The sequence below is a fragment of the Streptomyces sp. NPDC032745 genome (assembly GCF_055579465.1).
Map to the genome: position 1 here is coordinate 46,660 of NZ_JBVING010000011.1, position 16,625 is coordinate 63,284.

The 16,625-nt window shown below is 73.4% G+C and carries 11 protein-coding genes; 4 read left to right on the top strand and 7 right to left on the bottom strand.

All coding sequences use genetic code 11. From position 1 onward, the window contains the following. Nucleotides 1-172: 172 nt before the first annotated feature. Nucleotides 173-1,165, top strand: coding sequence for a prolipoprotein diacylglyceryl transferase (lgt, locus tag ACZ5WG_RS26595; protein WP_468726410.1), 993 nt, complete (start codon nucleotides 173-175; stop codon nucleotides 1,163-1,165). Between the two features lie 111 nt (nucleotides 1,166-1,276). Here lgt and ACZ5WG_RS26600 read toward each other — a convergent pair whose 3' ends face one another. From ACZ5WG_RS26600 to ACZ5WG_RS26630, 7 genes are all read right to left on the bottom strand, one after another. Then, a complete protein-coding gene (locus ACZ5WG_RS26600; RefSeq protein WP_468726411.1) occupies nucleotides 1,277-2,083 on the bottom strand; it encodes an HpcH/HpaI aldolase/citrate lyase family protein in 807 nt (268 codons plus the stop codon). Continuing rightward, entirely contained in the window at nucleotides 2,080-3,246 is a 1,167-nt protein-coding gene (locus tag ACZ5WG_RS26605) for a CaiB/BaiF CoA transferase family protein (RefSeq protein ID WP_468726661.1), read from the bottom strand. The genes ACZ5WG_RS26600 and ACZ5WG_RS26605 overlap by 4 nt, the downstream gene beginning before the upstream one ends. Before the next feature lie 62 nt (nucleotides 3,247-3,308). Continuing rightward, nucleotides 3,309-4,250 (bottom strand): ribokinase, encoded by a 942-nt coding sequence (gene rbsK / locus ACZ5WG_RS26610; protein WP_468726412.1) that lies wholly within the window; start codon nucleotides 4,248-4,250, stop codon nucleotides 3,309-3,311. Next, on the bottom strand, nucleotides 4,247-5,593 hold the full coding sequence (locus ACZ5WG_RS26615) for an ADP-ribosylglycohydrolase family protein (RefSeq protein WP_468726662.1): 1,347 nt from the start codon (nucleotides 5,591-5,593) through the stop codon (nucleotides 4,247-4,249). Before ACZ5WG_RS26615 ends, rbsK begins: the two co-directional genes overlap by 4 nt. Nucleotides 5,594-5,682: 89 nt before the next feature. Continuing rightward, nucleotides 5,683-6,828, bottom strand: coding sequence for an ADP-ribosylglycohydrolase family protein (locus ACZ5WG_RS26620; protein ID WP_468726413.1), 1,146 nt, complete (start codon nucleotides 6,826-6,828; stop codon nucleotides 5,683-5,685). A 7-nt stretch (nucleotides 6,829-6,835) separates the two neighbouring features. Then, complete coding sequence (locus ACZ5WG_RS26625) at nucleotides 6,836-8,107, bottom strand: ADP-ribosylglycohydrolase family protein (RefSeq protein WP_468726414.1); 1,272 nt, start codon at nucleotides 8,105-8,107, stop codon at nucleotides 6,836-6,838. Continuing rightward, nucleotides 8,104-9,090 (bottom strand): ADP-ribosylglycohydrolase family protein, encoded by a 987-nt coding sequence (locus ACZ5WG_RS26630; RefSeq protein WP_468726415.1) that lies wholly within the window; start codon nucleotides 9,088-9,090, stop codon nucleotides 8,104-8,106. The genes ACZ5WG_RS26625 and ACZ5WG_RS26630 overlap by 4 nt, the downstream gene beginning before the upstream one ends. A gap of 279 nt (nucleotides 9,091-9,369) precedes the next feature. Here ACZ5WG_RS26630 and ACZ5WG_RS26635 point away from each other — a divergent pair, with 279 nt between their 5' ends. The 3 genes from ACZ5WG_RS26635 to ACZ5WG_RS26645 all read left to right on the top strand — a co-directional run bounded on the left by ACZ5WG_RS26635 (nucleotide 9,370) and on the right by ACZ5WG_RS26645 (nucleotide 16,504). After that, nucleotides 9,370-10,101: a VIT1/CCC1 transporter family protein gene (locus ACZ5WG_RS26635; protein WP_468726416.1), complete on the top strand. Its 732-nt coding sequence runs from the start codon at nucleotides 9,370-9,372 to the stop codon at nucleotides 10,099-10,101. A 408-nt stretch (nucleotides 10,102-10,509) separates the two neighbouring features. Next, nucleotides 10,510-15,051 carry a glutamate synthase large subunit gene (gene gltB, locus ACZ5WG_RS26640; RefSeq protein WP_468726664.1) on the top strand — a complete coding sequence of 1,514 codons (4,542 nt, stop codon included), beginning with the start codon at nucleotides 10,510-10,512 and terminating at the stop codon, nucleotides 15,049-15,051. After that, entirely contained in the window at nucleotides 15,044-16,504 is a 1,461-nt protein-coding gene (locus ACZ5WG_RS26645; protein ID WP_468726417.1) for a glutamate synthase subunit beta, read from the top strand. The genes gltB and ACZ5WG_RS26645 overlap by 8 nt, the downstream gene beginning before the upstream one ends. Nucleotides 16,505-16,625 lie beyond the last annotated feature (121 nt).

Here is a 16,625-nt window from a genome sequence, read left to right on the forward strand (position 1 = left end):
CTTCGTCCGCTTCCTCGGGCTCGTCCGGGTCGTCCTCGACGGGGTCGCGGGCCGGTTCGGCCGCGGCCCCGAAGGGGACCTCGGACACCCCCTGAGTCCCGTCTCGATTTGGCGCCAGGTTGCCGGGCGGGTTGCGGTCCGTACCGCCCGGCAGGGTAGCGTCGGCACTGCCATGAACCTTGCCTATATCCCCAGCCCGTCGACCGGCGTGATCCATCTCGGACCGATCCCGCTGCGCGGCTACGCGTTCTGCATCATCATCGGCGTCTTCGTCGCCGTCTGGCTCGGCAACAAGCGGTGGATCGCGCGCGGCGGAAAGCCGGGCACGGTCGCGGACATCGCGGTGTGGGCTGTGCCGTTCGGCCTGATCGGCGGTCGCCTGTACCACGTGATCACCGACTACCAGCTGTACTTCGGCGAGGGCCGCAACTGGGTCGACGCCTTCAAGATCTGGGAGGGCGGCCTCGGCATCTGGGGCGCCATCGCGCTGGGCGCGGTGGGCGCGTGGATCGGCTGCCGCCTGCGCGGCATCCCGCTGCCGGCCTGGGCCGACGCCCTGGCACCCGGTATCGCGCTGGCCCAGGCCTGCGGCCGCTGGGGCAACTGGTTCAACCAGGAGCTGTACGGGCGGGCCACCGACCTGCCCTGGGCGGTCGAGATCAGCGACGGCCCCAACCGGGTCGCCGGTACCTACCACCCGACGTTCCTCTACGAGTCGCTGTGGTGCCTCGGTGTCGCCGCGCTCGTGATCTGGGCCGACCGCCGCTTCAAGCTGGGCCACGGCCGGGCGTTCGCCCTGTACGTCGCCGCGTACTGCGTGGGCCGCGGCTGGATCGAGTACATGCGCGTCGACGAGGCCCACCACATCCTGGGTCTCCGGCTGAACGTGTGGACCTCGATCGTGGTCTTCGTCCTGGCCGTGGTCTACCTCGTGCTGTCGGCGAAGCTGCGGCCGGGCCGCGAGGAGGTCGTGGAGCCGGACCGCGGACCCGCGGCATCCGACCCGGCGACCAAGGACGAGGTCAAGGCCGACGAGGTCAAGGACGCGGACAAGGCCGAGGTCAAGGCGGAGGACACCGGCGCGGACGCCGCGGCCACCGCCGGGGCCGAGGACTCCGAGCCGAAGCCCGACGCCGAGGCTCCGAAGGCCGCCAAGAAGCTCTGACCGGGTCATCCCGATCACACGGGAGGGGCGCCGCGCCACCGCGCGGCGCCCCTCCCGTTTCTGCTTCCACCGGCGTCGACCCGGCCGTCCGGCGGGCCGGGTGCGCGGCCGTCATTCCCGGCGGGCGAGCGCGACGACCCGTTCCGCACCCGCCAGGACCGCCGGGTCGACGAAGCGGCCGTCCGGCAGGGCCACCGCGCCCGGGGTGCGCCGTGCCGCCGCGACGATCTCCTGGGCGGCCGTGACCTCCTCCGGGGCGGGCAGGTACGCCCGCTCGATCACCGGCAGCTGGCGCGGGTGGATCGCCGCCCGGCCCAGGAAGCCCAGCGCCCGCCCGCGCGCACTGGAGACGGCCAGCGCCTCCAGGTCCCGGATGTCGGGGAAAACCGACTGCGCGGGCGGGGCCAGCCCCGCCGCCCGGGCCGCGACCACCACCCGGGAGCGCGGCCAGTCCAGGCCCGCCTCCGCGCTGATGCCCAGATCGGCGCGGAGGTCGGCCTCTCCGAGGGAGAGCCCGCGCAGGGCGGGGTGCGCGCGGGCGATCTCGTAGGCGCGCTCCACGCCCAGCGCCGACTCCAGCATGGCGTGCAGGGCCACCCCGCCGGTGCGGTCGGCGACCGCGGCGATCTGCTCCGGGGCCGAGATCTTCGGCAGTCGCAGCCCTGTGAGGCCGTGCAGCCCGGTCAGGGCGGTGAGGTCGGCGCCGGCCCAGGGGGAGTCCAGGGCGTTGACGCGGACGAAGACCGGGACCGGGGGCCGCTCGGCCAGCCGTTCCGCGGTGGCGGCGCGGGCGTACTCCTTGCGGGAGGCCGACACCGCGTCCTCGAGGTCGACGATGACGGCGTCGGCCCCGGAGTGCAGGGCCTTGGCGACCACCTCCGGGCGGTCGCCGGGTACGTAGAGCCAGGTCAGGATCACAGGGCCCCCTCCATCCGGAGTGCGCTGATCTCGGCCTCGGACAGGCCGAGTTCGGTGAGTACGGCGTCGGTGTCCGCGCCGTGCGGGCGGCCCGCCCAGCGGATCCCGCCGGGGGTCTCGGACAGCCGGAACAGGACGTTCTGCATCCGGAGCGGGCCGAGTTCCGGGTCCTTGACCTCGGTGACGGTGTCCAGGGCCGCGAACTGCGGATCGGCCATGACGTCCCGTACGTCGTAGACCGGGGCGACGGCGGCCTGGGCCTCCTCGAAGGCGGCGACCACGTCGTCGGCCTTGTGGCGCCCGATCCAGCCCCCGACGGCCTCGTCGAGGACGGGCGCGTGGGCCGCCCGGCCGGAGCCGGTCGCGAACCAGGGCTCGGCGATCAGCTCGGGCCGGCCGACGAGCCGCATGACGCGCTCCGCGATGGACTGGGCCGAGGTGGAGACCGCCAGCCAGCGCCCGTCCGCACTGCGGTACGTGTTCCGGGGGGCGTTGTTGGTGGAACGGTTGCCGGTGCGCGGCTGGACGTAGCCGAGCTGGTCGTACCAGAGCGGGTGCGGGCCGAGCACGGTGAGGATCGGCTCGATGATGGCCAGGTCCACCACCTGCCCGTGGCCGCTGCGGTCCCGGCCGGCGAGCGCGGTCATCACCGCGTACGCGGTGGTCAGCGCGGCGATCGAATCGGCGAGGCCGAAGGGCGGCAGGGTCGGCGGGCCGTCCGGCTCCCCGGTGATCGCGGCGAAGCCGCTCATCGCCTCGGCGAGGGTGCCGAAGCCGGGGCGGTGGGCGTACGGGCCCTGCTGGCCGAAGGCCGTGACGCGGGTCAGGACCAGCCGGGGGTTGGCGGCGGACAGCTCGGGCCAGCCCAGGCCCCATTTCTCGAGCGTTCCGGGACGGAAGTTCTCGATGACCACGTCGGCGGTGGCGGCCAGCCGCAGCAGGGTGTCGCGCCCGCCGGGCGTGGACAGGTCGAGGGTCATCGTCCGCTTGTTCCGGCCGAGGAGCTTCCACCACAGGCCGACGCCGTCCTTGGCGGGGCCGTGGCCGCGCGAGGGGTCGGGGCGCTGCGGGTGCTCGACCTTGACCACGTCGGCGCCGAAGTCCCCGAGCAGGGTGGCGGCGAGCGGCCCGGCGAAGAGCGTGGCGAGGTCCAGCACCCGCATCCCGGCCAGCGGCCCGGTCGTGGATCCGCCCTCGGCTCCGGATCCGGGCTGCCCGTCGGGGGTCACGAGGTGGCTCCGCAGACGCGGCCGGTGCCGGCCCCGGGACCGGCCGCCGTCGCGGCGAAGGCGTCCGTCTCGGCGCGGGTCGGCATCGAGTCCTGGGCTCCCGGGCGCTGGACCGAGAGCGCGGCCGCCGCCGACGCCCAGCGCAGCGCCTCCGGCATGGGCCGCTGCTCCCCGAGGGCCACGGCGAGCGCTCCGACGAAGGTGTCCCCGGCGGCGGTGGTGTCCACCGCCCGGACCCGGGGCGCGGGCACGGTCAGCGGCTCGCGCCCGCGGGCGGCGTACAGGGACCCTGCCGCGCCGAGGGTGATGACGACCTCCGGGACCTCGTGGAGCAGGGCCTCGGCGGCCTGGTACGGGTCGGTGAGGCCGGTCAGGGCGGCGGCCTCGTGCTCGTTGGGGACCAGCAGGTCGGTGGCGGCGAGCAGTTCCGCGGGCAGCGGCTGGGCAGGGGCCGGGGTGAGGACCGTACGGACGCCGTGGGCGCGGGCGGCGAGCGCGCCGGCGAGGACGGCGGGGAGCGGGAGTTCGAGCTGGAGCAGGAGCGAGCCGGCCGCGCCGATACGGGAGTCGTCACCCGCCTCCAGGCCGGTGACGTGGGCATTGGCGCCCGGGATGACGATGATGCTGTTCCCGCCCTCGTCGTCCACGGTGATGTGGGCGGTGCCGCTGGCGCCCTCGACGGTGCGCAGGGCCGCCGTCTCGACCCCGGCCGCGGCGAGCGCGGAGCGCAGCCGTACGCCGAACTCGTCGGCCCCGACCGCGCCGATCATCACCACCTCCCCGCCGCAGCGGGCGGCGGCGACCGCCTGGTTGGCGCCCTTGCCGCCGGGAACGGTGCGGAACTCGCGGCCGGTGACGGTCTCCCCGAGGCGGGGGGCCTTGGGGACGTAGGCGACGAGGTCCATGTTGGTACTGCCGAGCACGGCGATGGCCGTCATGGGCGGGCTGCCTCCTGTGCGGTGAGGTGGGCGAGGGTGTCGAAGCCGATGCCGTCGAAGCCGGGGACGGTGGTGGCGAGGCGGTTCTTGAGGGGGGCGGACCAGCGGTGCGGGATGCCGTTCGGGTCGACGAGCGCGGCGAGGGAGCCGGCGGTCGCCCCGTTGGAGTCGGTGTCCCAGCCGCCGGACACCGCACGGCAGACGGAGCGGGTGAAGTCCCCGTCGGCGTGGGTGAGGGCGGCGGCGATCAGGGCGGTGTTGGGGACGGCGTGCACCCAGTGGTAGTGCCCGTACCGGGCGTGCAGGTGGTCCACGACGCGGTCGAAGCCGGCGTCGGCGTGCCGGGCGGCCGTGCCGACGGCGTGCCGGACGGCCTCGGCGAGCCGCGAGCGGGGCGGTACGACGGCCAGTCCGGCCCGGAGCGCGGTGTGGACGTCGGCCCGGCCGCCGGCGGCCTCGGCGATGGCGGCGGCCGTGAAGAGGGCGGCGTAGACGCCGTTGCCGGTGTGGGTGAGAGCGGCGTCCCGGTACGCCTGGGCCGCGGCGGCGGCCGGGTCGCCGGGGTTGGTCCAGCCGTGGACGTCGGCCCGGATGAGGGCGCCGATCCATTCGCGGAAGGGGTTGTGGTGGGTGGCGGTGGCCGGGGGCCCGAGCCCGAGCAGCAGGTTCCGGTACGCGAGGCGCTCGGCGGTGAAGGTCCGGCCCGCGGGGAGCTCGTCGAGCCAGAGGCGGGCGACGTCGGCGGTGGTGAACCCCTTGCCGTAGCGGCGCAGCAGGATCAGGTTCAGGAGCGGGTAGTTGAGGTCGTCGTCCTCGGGGGCGCCGTCGATGTTCTCGGCGAGGGAGGTGGCGGCGGAGCGCCGGTTCCAGGGGTGGGCGGCCAGCAGCTCCGCCGGGACGCCGTGTTCGGTGAACCAGTCGTCCAGGGGCCAGTTCCCGGCGGCCCGGGCCAGGGCCCGGATCCCCTCGAGCGGGAGCTTCTCCACGGGCTTCCCGAGCACGCACCCCACGGCCCGCCCCACCCAGGCCCGCTCGAGCCGCTCCCGCAGCCCGGGGTCGACCCGGCGGCCGGTGCCGGCCGGCGCCGCGGTCCATGTGGCGGCGATGGCCGGCCAGGCCGTCGGCTCGTCCCGGGCCGACGGGGAGGGGAGGCCGGCGAGTTCGGTCAGGAGGCGGGAGGCCAGGGCACGGAGCTCAGGCGGGGCCGGGGCGGGGGAGGCGCCGGCCCGGCCGGGCGCCGGGTGGCCGCCGGCCGCGAGCCAGGCACGGAGCAGGGGCTCCGCGTCCCGCCCGTCCTCGGCGGCCTGCCGCAGCTCGTGCCCGACCAGGTCCTCGGGCTGCAGCCAGCTGAGCCGCAGCGCCGCAGCCGAACCGCCGCCGGGGGGCGGGGACGCGGCCGGGAGGGCGGGGGAACCGCAGGGCGGGGTGCCGGTCACTGCGGGGCGGCGATCGAGGAGAAGGCCGACTCGTGGGCGCGGCGGCGGGCGTGGTCCCGGGCGAAGACCTCGCGGGTCACCGCGGCCAGCGCCGACGCCGGGGCGTGCAGGTCGAGGCGGCTGGCCTCGGCGACCTGTTTGGCCCAGGCGGGCGGGACCGCCGCGACGCCGGCCAGGGCCCCGGCGATCGCCCCCGCCATCGTGGCGATGGAGTCGCAGTCCCGGCCGTAGTTGACGGCACCGAGCACCGAGCCCTCGTACGAACCGCCGGCGACGATCAGCATGCCGAGCGCGATCGGGAGCTCCTCGATCGAGTGGAGGCGGGACGGGCGGCGGGCGCCGAGCGAGGGGGAGCGGTAGTCCGGGCCCACCGAGTCGTACGGGGCCACGGCCGCCCGGAGGGGGGCCAGGGCCGACTCGAAGTCCCGGTGGCCCGCAGCGACTTCGCACACCGCCGAGATGGCGGCCCGCGTGCCGTCCTTGGCCAGCGCCAGGGCCGTGTCCACCACGGAGGACGCCGTCGCCCCCGGCACGCACGCCGCCGCCACCGCCGCCGCGAAGACGCCCGCCGCCTCGCGCCCGTACGAGGACTGGTGCGCGCCGGCGACGTCCAGCGCCTCCGCGTAGGCGCCCGCCGGATTGCCGGCGTTGACGATGCCGACCGGCGCCATGTACATCGCCGCACCGCAGTTGACGATGTTGCCGTCGCCCGCCTCGCGCGGGTCCGCGTGGGCGTAGTGCAGCCGGGTCACGATCCACTTCTCGGCCAGGAAGATCCGCTGGAGCGGGAGGGCCTCGGCCTCGAGTTCGGGGATCCAGCGCGGGTTGGTCATCAGGTCCGGGACCAGGTGGTCGGCGATCGCGTAGGCGTCGAGGTGGTCGCGGACGGCCTCGTAGACCCGCACCAGCGCATGCGTCATGAGGGTGTCGTCGGTGACGTGGCCGTCGCCCTTGTGGTACGGCGCGATGGGGCGGGCGGTGCGCCAGTCCTCGTGCCACGGCCCGACGATGCCGTGCACGCGGCCGCCGTGCCGTTCCACGATCCGGTCCGGGGACCAGCCCTCCACCGGACCGCCGAGCGCGTCGCCGACGGCGGCTCCGACGAGGCAGCCCGCCGCCCGGTCTTCCAGAGTGAGCGTCATGTCCGAATCATCCCTTGGGTGAGGTGAGTTCCGTACGAGCGAGGAGCGCGGCGAGTTCGACCAGATCGGTTCCGGCGAGGCGGGGGAGGGCGCAGCCGGAGAGGGTGCGGCAGGCCTCGCGCCAGGCGGTGGGGATCGAGTCGCCGCCGCCGAGGGCGCCGGTGAGCGCGCCGGCGAGGGCGGGGGCGGAGTCCGCGACGCGGGAGAGGCAGGCCGCGGCCGGGACGGCCTCGGCGGCCCGGCCGCGGGCGGCGGTGGCGAGGGCGAGGGCCACGGGGACGGTCTCGGCGGCGGCGATGCCGTAGCTGTAGACGTGGTCCACGATCTCGTGCTCGAGGGTGGGGACGATGGCGAAGGCGCCGTCCCCGCCGGTGTGGGTACGGGCGAGCTTGACGGCGTGACGGGCATTGCGGCCGATCTCGGTGGCCTCGGGGAGCTGGCCGAGGGCGGCGTCGACGGCGGTGTCGGTGTCGGCGCCGGCGAGGGCGGCCGCGAGGGCGGCGGCCATGGCGCGGGCGCCGTGGACCCCGTCGCCGTCCTGGGTGTAGCGGGCGTCGAACTCGGCGAGGTCCGCGGCCGCGGCCGGGTCCCCGGGGTGGACGACGGCGAGGACGCAGGCGCGGATGCAGGCGGCGTCGTCGAAGTAGTGCGGGTTGTCGTGGCCGGTGGCGGGCGGGCGCAGGCCGGCGGCGAGGTTGCCGAGGCCGGCGCGGACGGAGATGCGGGCGCGCAGCGGGAGCACGGCCGACTCCACCTCGGGGGCGCGCTCCGCCGCCGCGGCGATCTCGCTGGCCAGGGCGTTCCAGGCGAGGTCGATGGCGGCCCGCATCCGGCGGGACCGGCTGAGGTCGCTGAGCAGCACGCCGGCCGCGGTGAGCACGGATTCGGCGGCGAAGGCGGCCCATTCGGCGTCGTCGGAGGGGCCGAGGCGCAGCGGTTCCGGGGGCTGGTTCAGGGCGATGGGCACGGGGAGGGTCGTGGTCTGGTTCTGCTCGGCGAAGGTGTCGAGCTCGCGGGTGAGGCGGCGGGTCCACTCGGGCATGCGGCTGGCCCGGTGCCGGGCGGCGGGCCAGCCGGCGGCATCGCCTGCGGCGAGCCCGAGCAGCAACCCCTCGATCCGCCGGACCCCGGCGGGGGGCTGGGGCACGCGGGCCAGCGCGGCCCCCGCAGAGGGCTCGAGGCTGCGGGCCTGCGCGGCCCCCGCGGGGGCGGTACGCACCTCCGCGCCCGGCCCGGCGTCGACCGCCGGCGCGTTCGGGGGGAGGGAGGGGGGCGTCATCGGGGGGTCTCGGATTCCGGGGTGAGGAGGTCCGCGATGTCCAGGACGTGGTAGCCCCGCATCGAGGGGAGGCAGCTGCCCCGGACCGGGCCGATCGCCGCCGCCCAGGCGGCCGGGATGGCGGCGACGCCCGACAGGGCGCCGGCGAGGGCGCCCGCCACCGCGGCCGTCGTGTCCGCGTCGCGGCCCATGTTCACCGCCGTCAGGACCGACGACGGGAAATCGCCGCCGCACGTCGCGAAGGCGCCGAACGCCAGACCCACCGCCTCCGGGGCCAGGTCCGTCCACGGGTAGCCGCCGATCACCACCGCGGAGCGCACCGCCCGCTCCCCGCGCGGGGCGGCCGCGACGGCCCGGCGCAGTGACCGGGCCGTCCAGGAGTCGGAGGGGATGACCGAGAGGGCCGCCGAGATGACGGAGGCGGGCGAGCCGCCCGCCATCGCCGCGGCGACGCCGGCCGCCACCGCCTGGCCGCCGTAGATGCCCTCGCCGTCGTGGCTGACCGAGCCGTCGATCGCGACCAGCCGGGCGGCCTCCGCCGGGCGGCCTGCCGCGAACACCCCGAAGGGCGCCGCCCGCATCGCCAGGCCGTCCGACCACGCGTGGCGGTGCTGCGCGGAGATGGGGGCCGCGAGCCCCCGGCGGAGGTTCTCCAGGGTGCCGCGCTCGCTGAAGCCCGCCCCGCGGAACGGCCCCTCGTCGAGGTCGGCGATCCAGTGGTGCCAGGCCCGCTCGACGTGGGAGACGGTCAGCGCCGAACCGTGGCGGGCCAGCAACAGCCCCGAGAAGATCGCGTACTCGGTGTCGTCGGTGCCCGCCGGGTCCTCCGACACGAAGCCCTCGATGCGGCCCCATTTCGCCCGGATCTCGGAGGGCTTCATGTTCTCGGCGGGGGCCCCGAGCGCGTCACCCGCCGCGAGGCCCAGAAGAGCGCCCCTGGCCCGTTCGAGGAGGACCTGCGGATTGCATGCAATCTGCTTCATCAGCTCCATGGCGCGCCTCTCCCACTTGGATGGGGCTCATCATGAGCCCTTGGGGGATTTGTGCCATGGCATGTGGTTTGTCGCTTGCCGCGAAACACCCCGCCCAGGCCCCCGTCACCCGGTCGCCGACCCGCGAAACCCCAGGTAAGTACGGCCTTCCTTGCTGGCGGGCGGCAGAAATCGTGCGTAGTTTCGAGGTGTTCCAGGGGAGTGGGTGCCTGCGTGTCGCGCATGGCGTGGTTCAGCGTACCCACTCGTACAAAAGGGGAGGAATCCGTCATGTCCATCATCGACATCGAAGCACCGCTGCATACCGCGCACCGCGACAACCACACCCACCGTGACGTCAACGGCGGATGGCTGCGGCCGGCCGTGTTCGGTGCGATGGACGGGCTCGTTTCCAACCTCGCGCTGATGACCGGCGTGGCCGGCGGTGCCGTCGCCCCGCAGACCGTCGTGATCACAGGGCTGGCGGGCCTCGCGGCCGGAGCCTTCTCGATGGCGGCCGGCGAGTACACCTCCGTCGCCTCGCAGCGCGAGCTGGTCCTCGCCGAACTCGACATAGAGCGTCAGCAGTTGCGCAAGCACCCCGTCGACGAGATGGAGGAGCTGGCCGAGCTGTACGTATCGCGCGGCGTCGAGCCGGCCCTCGCCCGCGAGGTCGCCATGCAGCTGTCCCGCGACCCCGACCAGGCCCTGGAGATCCACGCCCGCGAGGAGCTCGGGATCGACCCCGAGGACCTGCCGTCGCCGATGGTCGCCGCGGTCTCGTCCTTCGGCTCCTTCGCGCTGGGCGCGCTGCTGCCCGTACTGCCGTACCTGCTCGGCGCCACCTCCCTGTGGCCCGCGGTGCTGCTCGCGCTGGCCGGGCTCTTCGCCTGCGGCGCGGTGGTCTCCCGGGTCACCGCGCGGACCTGGTGGTACAGCGGTCTGCGGCAGCTGCTGCTCGGCGGCGCGGCCGCGGGTGTGACGTACGTCCTGGGAACCTGGATCGGTGGAGCCATAGGCTGACCGCGCAAGCGGTGAGACACTATGCAGTGCACAACATAAATAGTCCCCGGTAGTCCGCTACTCGGCAGTCCGTTACCCGGCGGTTTCGATCCCGTGTCCGCCGGGCATCAGACGAGGGCGCGCGGGCAATGATGCCCACCCGCGTCGGGACCTTCGCCCGTGGTGCGTCCTTGCTACGTCCCTTGATTTACCTGCGAAGGTCTCCACTTTCCGCTCCGTGCGTGTCCGCATGGTGAAACGCCATATCCGCTTCTCGGGATTGCCGTCATCATGTAACCTGCACGAAATTTCGCAGAGGGCCAACGTCGTCCCTCGGCACGCACCTATGCCACGACGACGACGGGAGAGCCGATGCGTTCCGCATCCACGCACTCCGCGACCGGCCTCAGCACCACCGCCTGGTCGCCCATGGACGGTCGCCCCGCCCAGCAGGGCATGTACGACCCGCGCAACGAGCACGACGCCTGCGGCGTCGGCTTTGTGGCCAACCTCAGCGGCGAGGCCAGCCACACGCTGGTCGAGCAGGCGCTGACCGTATTGCGGAACCTCGAGCACCGTGGTGCCACCGGATCCGAGCCGGACTCGGGCGACGGCGCCGGAATCCTGTCCCAGGTCCCGGACGCGTTCCTGCGCGAGGTGGCCGGATTCGAGCTCCCCGAGGCCGGCGCGTACGCCGTCGGCATCGCCTTCCTCCCCGCCGACGGCACCGCACAGGCCGTCGCCGTGGAGCAGATCGAGGCCATCGCCGCCGAGGAGAACCTGACGGTTCTCGGCTGGCGCGAGGTCCCGGTCACCCCCGACCTGCTCGGCAACGGCGCCCGCGCCACCATGCCGGCCTTCTCGCAGCTGTTCGTGAGCAACGGCAGCAGCGGCATCGAGCTGGACCGCAAGGCCTTCGTGCTGCGCAAGCGCGCCGAGCGCGAGGCCGGGGTCTACTTCCCGTCGCTCTCCGCCCGCACCATCGTCTACAAGGGCATGCTGACCACCGGCCAGCTCGAGCCCTTCTTCCCCGACCTCTCCGACCGCCGCTTCGCCTCCACGCTGGCCCTGGTCCACTCGCGGTTCTCGACCAACACCTTCCCGTCCTGGCCGCTGGCCCACCCGTACCGCTTCGTCGCGCACAACGGCGAGATCAACACGGTCAAGGGCAACCGGAACTGGATGAAGGCCCGCGAGTCCCAGCTGGCCTCGGACGTCTTCGGCGACGGCGCGCTGGAGCGGATCTTCCCGATCTGCACCCCGGACGCCTCCGACTCGGCCTCCTTCGACGAGGTCCTGGAGCTCCTGCACCTCGGCGGCCGCTCGCTGCCGCACAGCGTGCTGATGATGATCCCGGAGGCGTGGGAGAACCACACCTCCATGGACCCGGCCCGCCGCGCGTTCTACCAGTACCACTCCACGCTGATGGAGCCCTGGGACGGCCCCGCCTGCGTCACCTTCACCGACGGCACCCAGGTCGGCGCGGTCCTCGACCGCAACGGTCTGCGCCCCGGCCGCTACTGGGTCACCGACGACGGCCTCGTCGTCCTCGGCTCCGAGGTCGGCGTGCTCGACATCGACCCGGCCAAGGTCGTCCGCAAGGGCCGCCTGCAGCCCGGCAAGATGTTCCTCGTCGACACCGCCCAGAAGCGGATCATCGAGGACGACGAGATCAAGGCCGAGCTGGCCGGCGCCGCCCCGTACGCCGAATGGCTCGAGACCGGCGAGATCGAGCTGACGGACCTGCCCGAGCGCGAGCACATCGTGCACACCCACGCCTCGGTCACCCGCCGCCAGCAGACCTTCGGCTACACCGAGGAAGAGCTGCGCGTCATCCTCGCGCCGATGGCCCGTACCGGCGGCGAGCCGCTCGGCTCCATGGGCACGGACTCCCCGATCGCGGCCCTGTCCGAGCGCCCCCGGCTGCTCTTCGACTACTTCACGCAGCTCTTCGCGCAGGTCACCAACCCGCCGCTGGACGCCATCCGCGAGGAGCTCGTCACCTCGCTGCTGTCCTCGCTGGGCCCGCAGGGCAACCTGCTGGAGCCGACCGCCGCGTCCTGCCGCAGCGTCACCCTGCCCTTCCCGGTGATCGACAACGACGAGCTGGCCAAGCTCATCCACGTCAACGCCGACGGCGACATGCCGGGCATGAAGGCCGCCACCCTCTCCGGCCTCTACCGGGTCTCCGGTGGCGGCGAGGCACTGGCCGCCCGCCTCGAGGAGATCCGCGGCGAGGTCGACGCGGCCATCGCGAACGGCGCCCACCTGATCGTCCTCTCGGACCGCCACTCGGACGCCGAGCACGCACCGATCCCGTCGCTGCTGCTCACCTCCGCCGTGCACCACCACCTCATCGCCACCAAGCAGCGCACCCAGGTGGGCCTGCTGGTCGAGGCCGGCGACGTCCGCGAGGTCCACCACGTCGCGCTGCTCATCGGCTACGGCGCCGCCGCCGTGAACCCGTACCTCGCCATGGAGTCCGTCGAGGACCTGCTGCGCGCCGGTACGTTCCTGTCCGGCCTGGAGCCGGAGCAGGCCATCAAGAACCTGATCTACGCGCTCGGCAAGGGCGTCCTGAAGGTCATGTCCAAGATGGGCATCTCCACCGTCGCCTCCTACCGCGGCGCCCAGGTCTTCGAGGCCGTCGGCCTGAACGAGGAATTCGTCGCCTCGTACTTCCAGGGCACCGCCACCAAGATCGGCGGCGCCGGCCTGGACGTCGTCGCCAAGGAGGTGGCCGCCCGCCACGCCAAGGCGTACCCGGCCTCCGGCATCGCGGCCACGCACCGCGCGCTGGAGATCGGCGGCGAGTACCAGTGGCGCCGCGAGGGCGAGCCGCACCTGTTCGACCCGGAGACGGTCTTCCGCCTCCAGCACGCCACCCGCAACCGCCGGTACGACATCTTCAAGAAGTACACGGACCGGGTGAACGAGCAGTCCGAGCGCCTCATGACGCTCCGCGGCCTCTTCGGCTTCAAGGCGGAGGACCGCCCGTCGATCTCCATCGACGAGGTCGAGTCGGTCGCCGACATCGTCAAGCGCTTCTCCACCGGCGCCATGTCGTACGGCTCCATCTCGCGCGAGGCGCACGAGACCCTCGCCATCGCCATGAACCAGATCGGCGGCAAGTCCAACACCGGTGAGGGCGGCGAGGACCCCGACCGCCTCTACGACCCGGCGCGCCGCTCCTCCATCAAGCAGGTCGCCTCCGGCCGCTTCGGTGTGACCTCCGAGTACCTGGTCAACGCGGACGACATCCAGATCAAGATGGCGCAGGGCGCCAAGCCCGGCGAGGGCGGCCAGCTGCCCGGCCACAAGGTCTACCCGTGGGTCGCCAAGACCCGGCACTCCACCCCGGGTGTCGGCCTGATCTCCCCGCCGCCGCACCACGACATCTACTCCATCGAGGACCTGGCTCAGCTGATCCACGACCTCAAGAACGCCAACCCGGCCGCACGCATCCACGTGAAGCTGGTGTCGGAGGTCGGAGTCGGCACCGTCGCCGCGGGTGTCTCCAAGGCCCACGCGGACGTCGTCCTCATCTCCGGCCACGACGGCGGTACGGGCGCCTCCCCGCTGACCTCGCTCAAGCACGCGGGCGGCCCCTGGGAGCTCGGCCTCGCCGAGACCCAGCAGACCCTGCTGCTCAACGGCCTGCGCGACCGCATCGTGGTCCAGACGGACGGCCAGCTCAAGACCGGCCGCGACGTCGTCATCGCCGCGCTGCTCGGCGCCGAGGAGTTCGGTTTCGCGACCGCGCCGCTCGTCGTCTCCGGCTGCGTCATGATGCGCGTCTGCCACCTGGACACCTGCCCGGTAGGCATCGCCACGCAGAACCCGGTCCTGCGCGACCGGTTCTCCGGCAAGCCCGAGTTCGTCGTGAACTTCTTCGAGTTCATCGCGGAGGAGGTCCGCGAGATCCTCGCCGAGCTGGGCTTCCGCACGATCGAGGAGGCCGTCGGCCACGCCGAGCTCCTCGACACCAGCAAGGCCGTCACGCACTGGAAGGCGCAGGGCCTCGACCTCGAGCCCCTCTTCCACGTGCCGGCGCTGCCCGAGGGCGCGGTCCGCCACGCCCTGATCGAGCAGGACCACGGCCTGGAGAAGGCCCTCGACAACGAGCTGATCGAGCTCGCGGCCGACGCGCTGAACGCCGACTCCGCCGAGACGGCCCAGCCGGTCCGCGCCCAGATCGCCATCCGGAACATCAACCGGACCGTCGGCACCATGCTCGGCCACCAGGTCACCAAGAAGTTCGGCGGTGCGGGCCTGCCCGACAACACCATCGACCTGACCTTCACCGGCTCGGCCGGCCAGTCCTTCGGCGCCTTCCTGCCGAAGGGCGTCACCCTCCGCCTGGAGGGCGACGCCAACGACTACGTCGGCAAGGGCCTGTCGGGCGGCCGGATCGTGGTCCGCCCGGACCGCGGCGCCGACCACCTCGCCGAGTACTCGACGATCGCCGGCAACACCATCGGCTACGGCGCCACCGGCGGCGAGATGTTCCTGCGCGGCCGCACCGGCGAGCGCTTCTGCGTCCGCAACTCCGGTGCCCTGGTCGTCTCGGAGGGCGTGGGCGACCACGGCTGCGAGTACATGACCGGCGGTACGGCCGTCGTCCTCGGCGAGACGGGCCGCAACTTCGCGGCCGGCATGTCGGGCGGCGTCGCGTACGTCGTCGACCTCGACATCAACAACGTCAACGTCGGCAACACGGGCGCCGTGGAAACCCCCTCCGACGCCGACAAGCAGTGGCTGCACGATGTGGTGCGCCGCCACGAGGAGGAGACCGGCTCGACCGTGGCCGCGAAGCTCCTGGCTGACTGGTCCGTCTCAGCGGACCGCTTCAGCAAGATCATCCCGACCACGTACAAGGCAGTGCTCGCCGCCAAGGACGCCGCTGAGCTGGCCGGACTCTCGGAGTCCGAGACCACGGAGAAGATGATGGAGGCGGCGACCAATGGCTGACCCGAAGGGCTTCCTCACCACCCCGCGCGAGACCGCCTGTTCCCGTCCGGTCGCCGACCGGCTGAAGGACTGGAACGAGGTCTACGTCCCGGGCTCGCTGCTCCCGATCATCAGCAAGCAGGCCGGCCGCTGCATGGACTGCGGCATCCCGTTCTGCCACAACGGGTGCCCGCTCGGGAACCTGATCCCGGAGTGGAACGACTTCGCGTACCGCGAGGACTGGTCGGCGGCCTCCGAGCGCCTGCACGCCACGAACAACTTCCCGGAGTTCACGGGCCGCCTGTGCCCCGCTCCGTGCGAGTCGGCGTGCGTCCTCGGCATCAACCAGCCGGCCGTCACGATCAAGAACGTCGAAGTCTCGATCATCGACAAGGCGTGGGACAACGGCAACGTGACCCCGCAGCCGCCGGAGCGGCTGTCCGGCAAGACGGCGGCCGTCATCGGCTCGGGCCCCGCGGGCCTGGCCGCCGCCCAGCAGCTCACCCGGGCCGGCCACACCGTGGTGGTGTACGAGCGCGCGGACCGCATCGGCGGTCTGCTCCGCTACGGCATCCCCGAGTTCAAGATGGAGAAGGTGCACATCAACCGCCGCATCGAGCAGATGCGCGCGGAGGGCACCAAGTTCCGCACCGGCATCGAGATCGGCCGCGACCTGTCCGCGACCGACCTGCGCAAGCGGTTCGACGCGGTCGTCATCGCGGCCGGCGCCACGGTCTCCCGCGACCTGCCGGTCCCGGGCCGTGACCTCAAGGGCATCCACTTCGCGATGGAGTACCTGCCCCTGGCCAACAAGGTCCAGGAAGGCGACTTCATGGCCCCGCCGATCACGGCGGAGGGCAAGCACGTGGTCGTCATCGGCGGCGGCGACACGGGCGCGGACTGCGTGGGCACCGCCCACCGCCAGGGCGCGGCCTCGGTCACGCAGCTGGAGATCATGCCCCGCCCGTCGGAGGACCGGCCCACGGGGCAGCCCTGGCCGACGTTCCCGATGCTGTACAAGGTCACCTCGGCGCACGAGGAGGGCGGCGAGCGGATCTACTCCGTCTCCACGACCCACTTCGAGGGCGACGAGGACGGCAACGTCCAGGCCCTGCACCTGGTCGAGGTGGAGTTCAAGGACGGCCGTCTGGAGCAGAAGCCGGGCACCGAGCGGGTCCTCCCGGCCCAGCTGGTCACCCTGGCGATGGGCTTCACCGGCACGGACCAGGCCAACGGCCTGGTGGCCCAGTTCGGCCTGGAGCTGGACGAGCGCGGCAACGTCGCGCGCGACGCGTCGTACGCGACCAACGTCGACGGCGTCTTCGTGGCCGGCGACGCCGGCCGCGGCCAGTCCCTGATCGTCTGGGCGATCGCGGAGGGCCGCTCGGCCGCCCGCGGCGTGGACCGCTACCTGACCGGCAGCAGCGCCCTCCCGTACCCGGTCAAGCCGACGGACCGTTCCCTGATGGTGTAACCCCGTCACCCCTCCCCGCGGCCCGCTGCGGGGAGGACCCCTCATACGGTCCGTACAACGGCGTGCGGAGCCGTTCCTCGACGCCGTGCTCGCACCGCTCGGCCGCAGGCGGCCTCCCGGG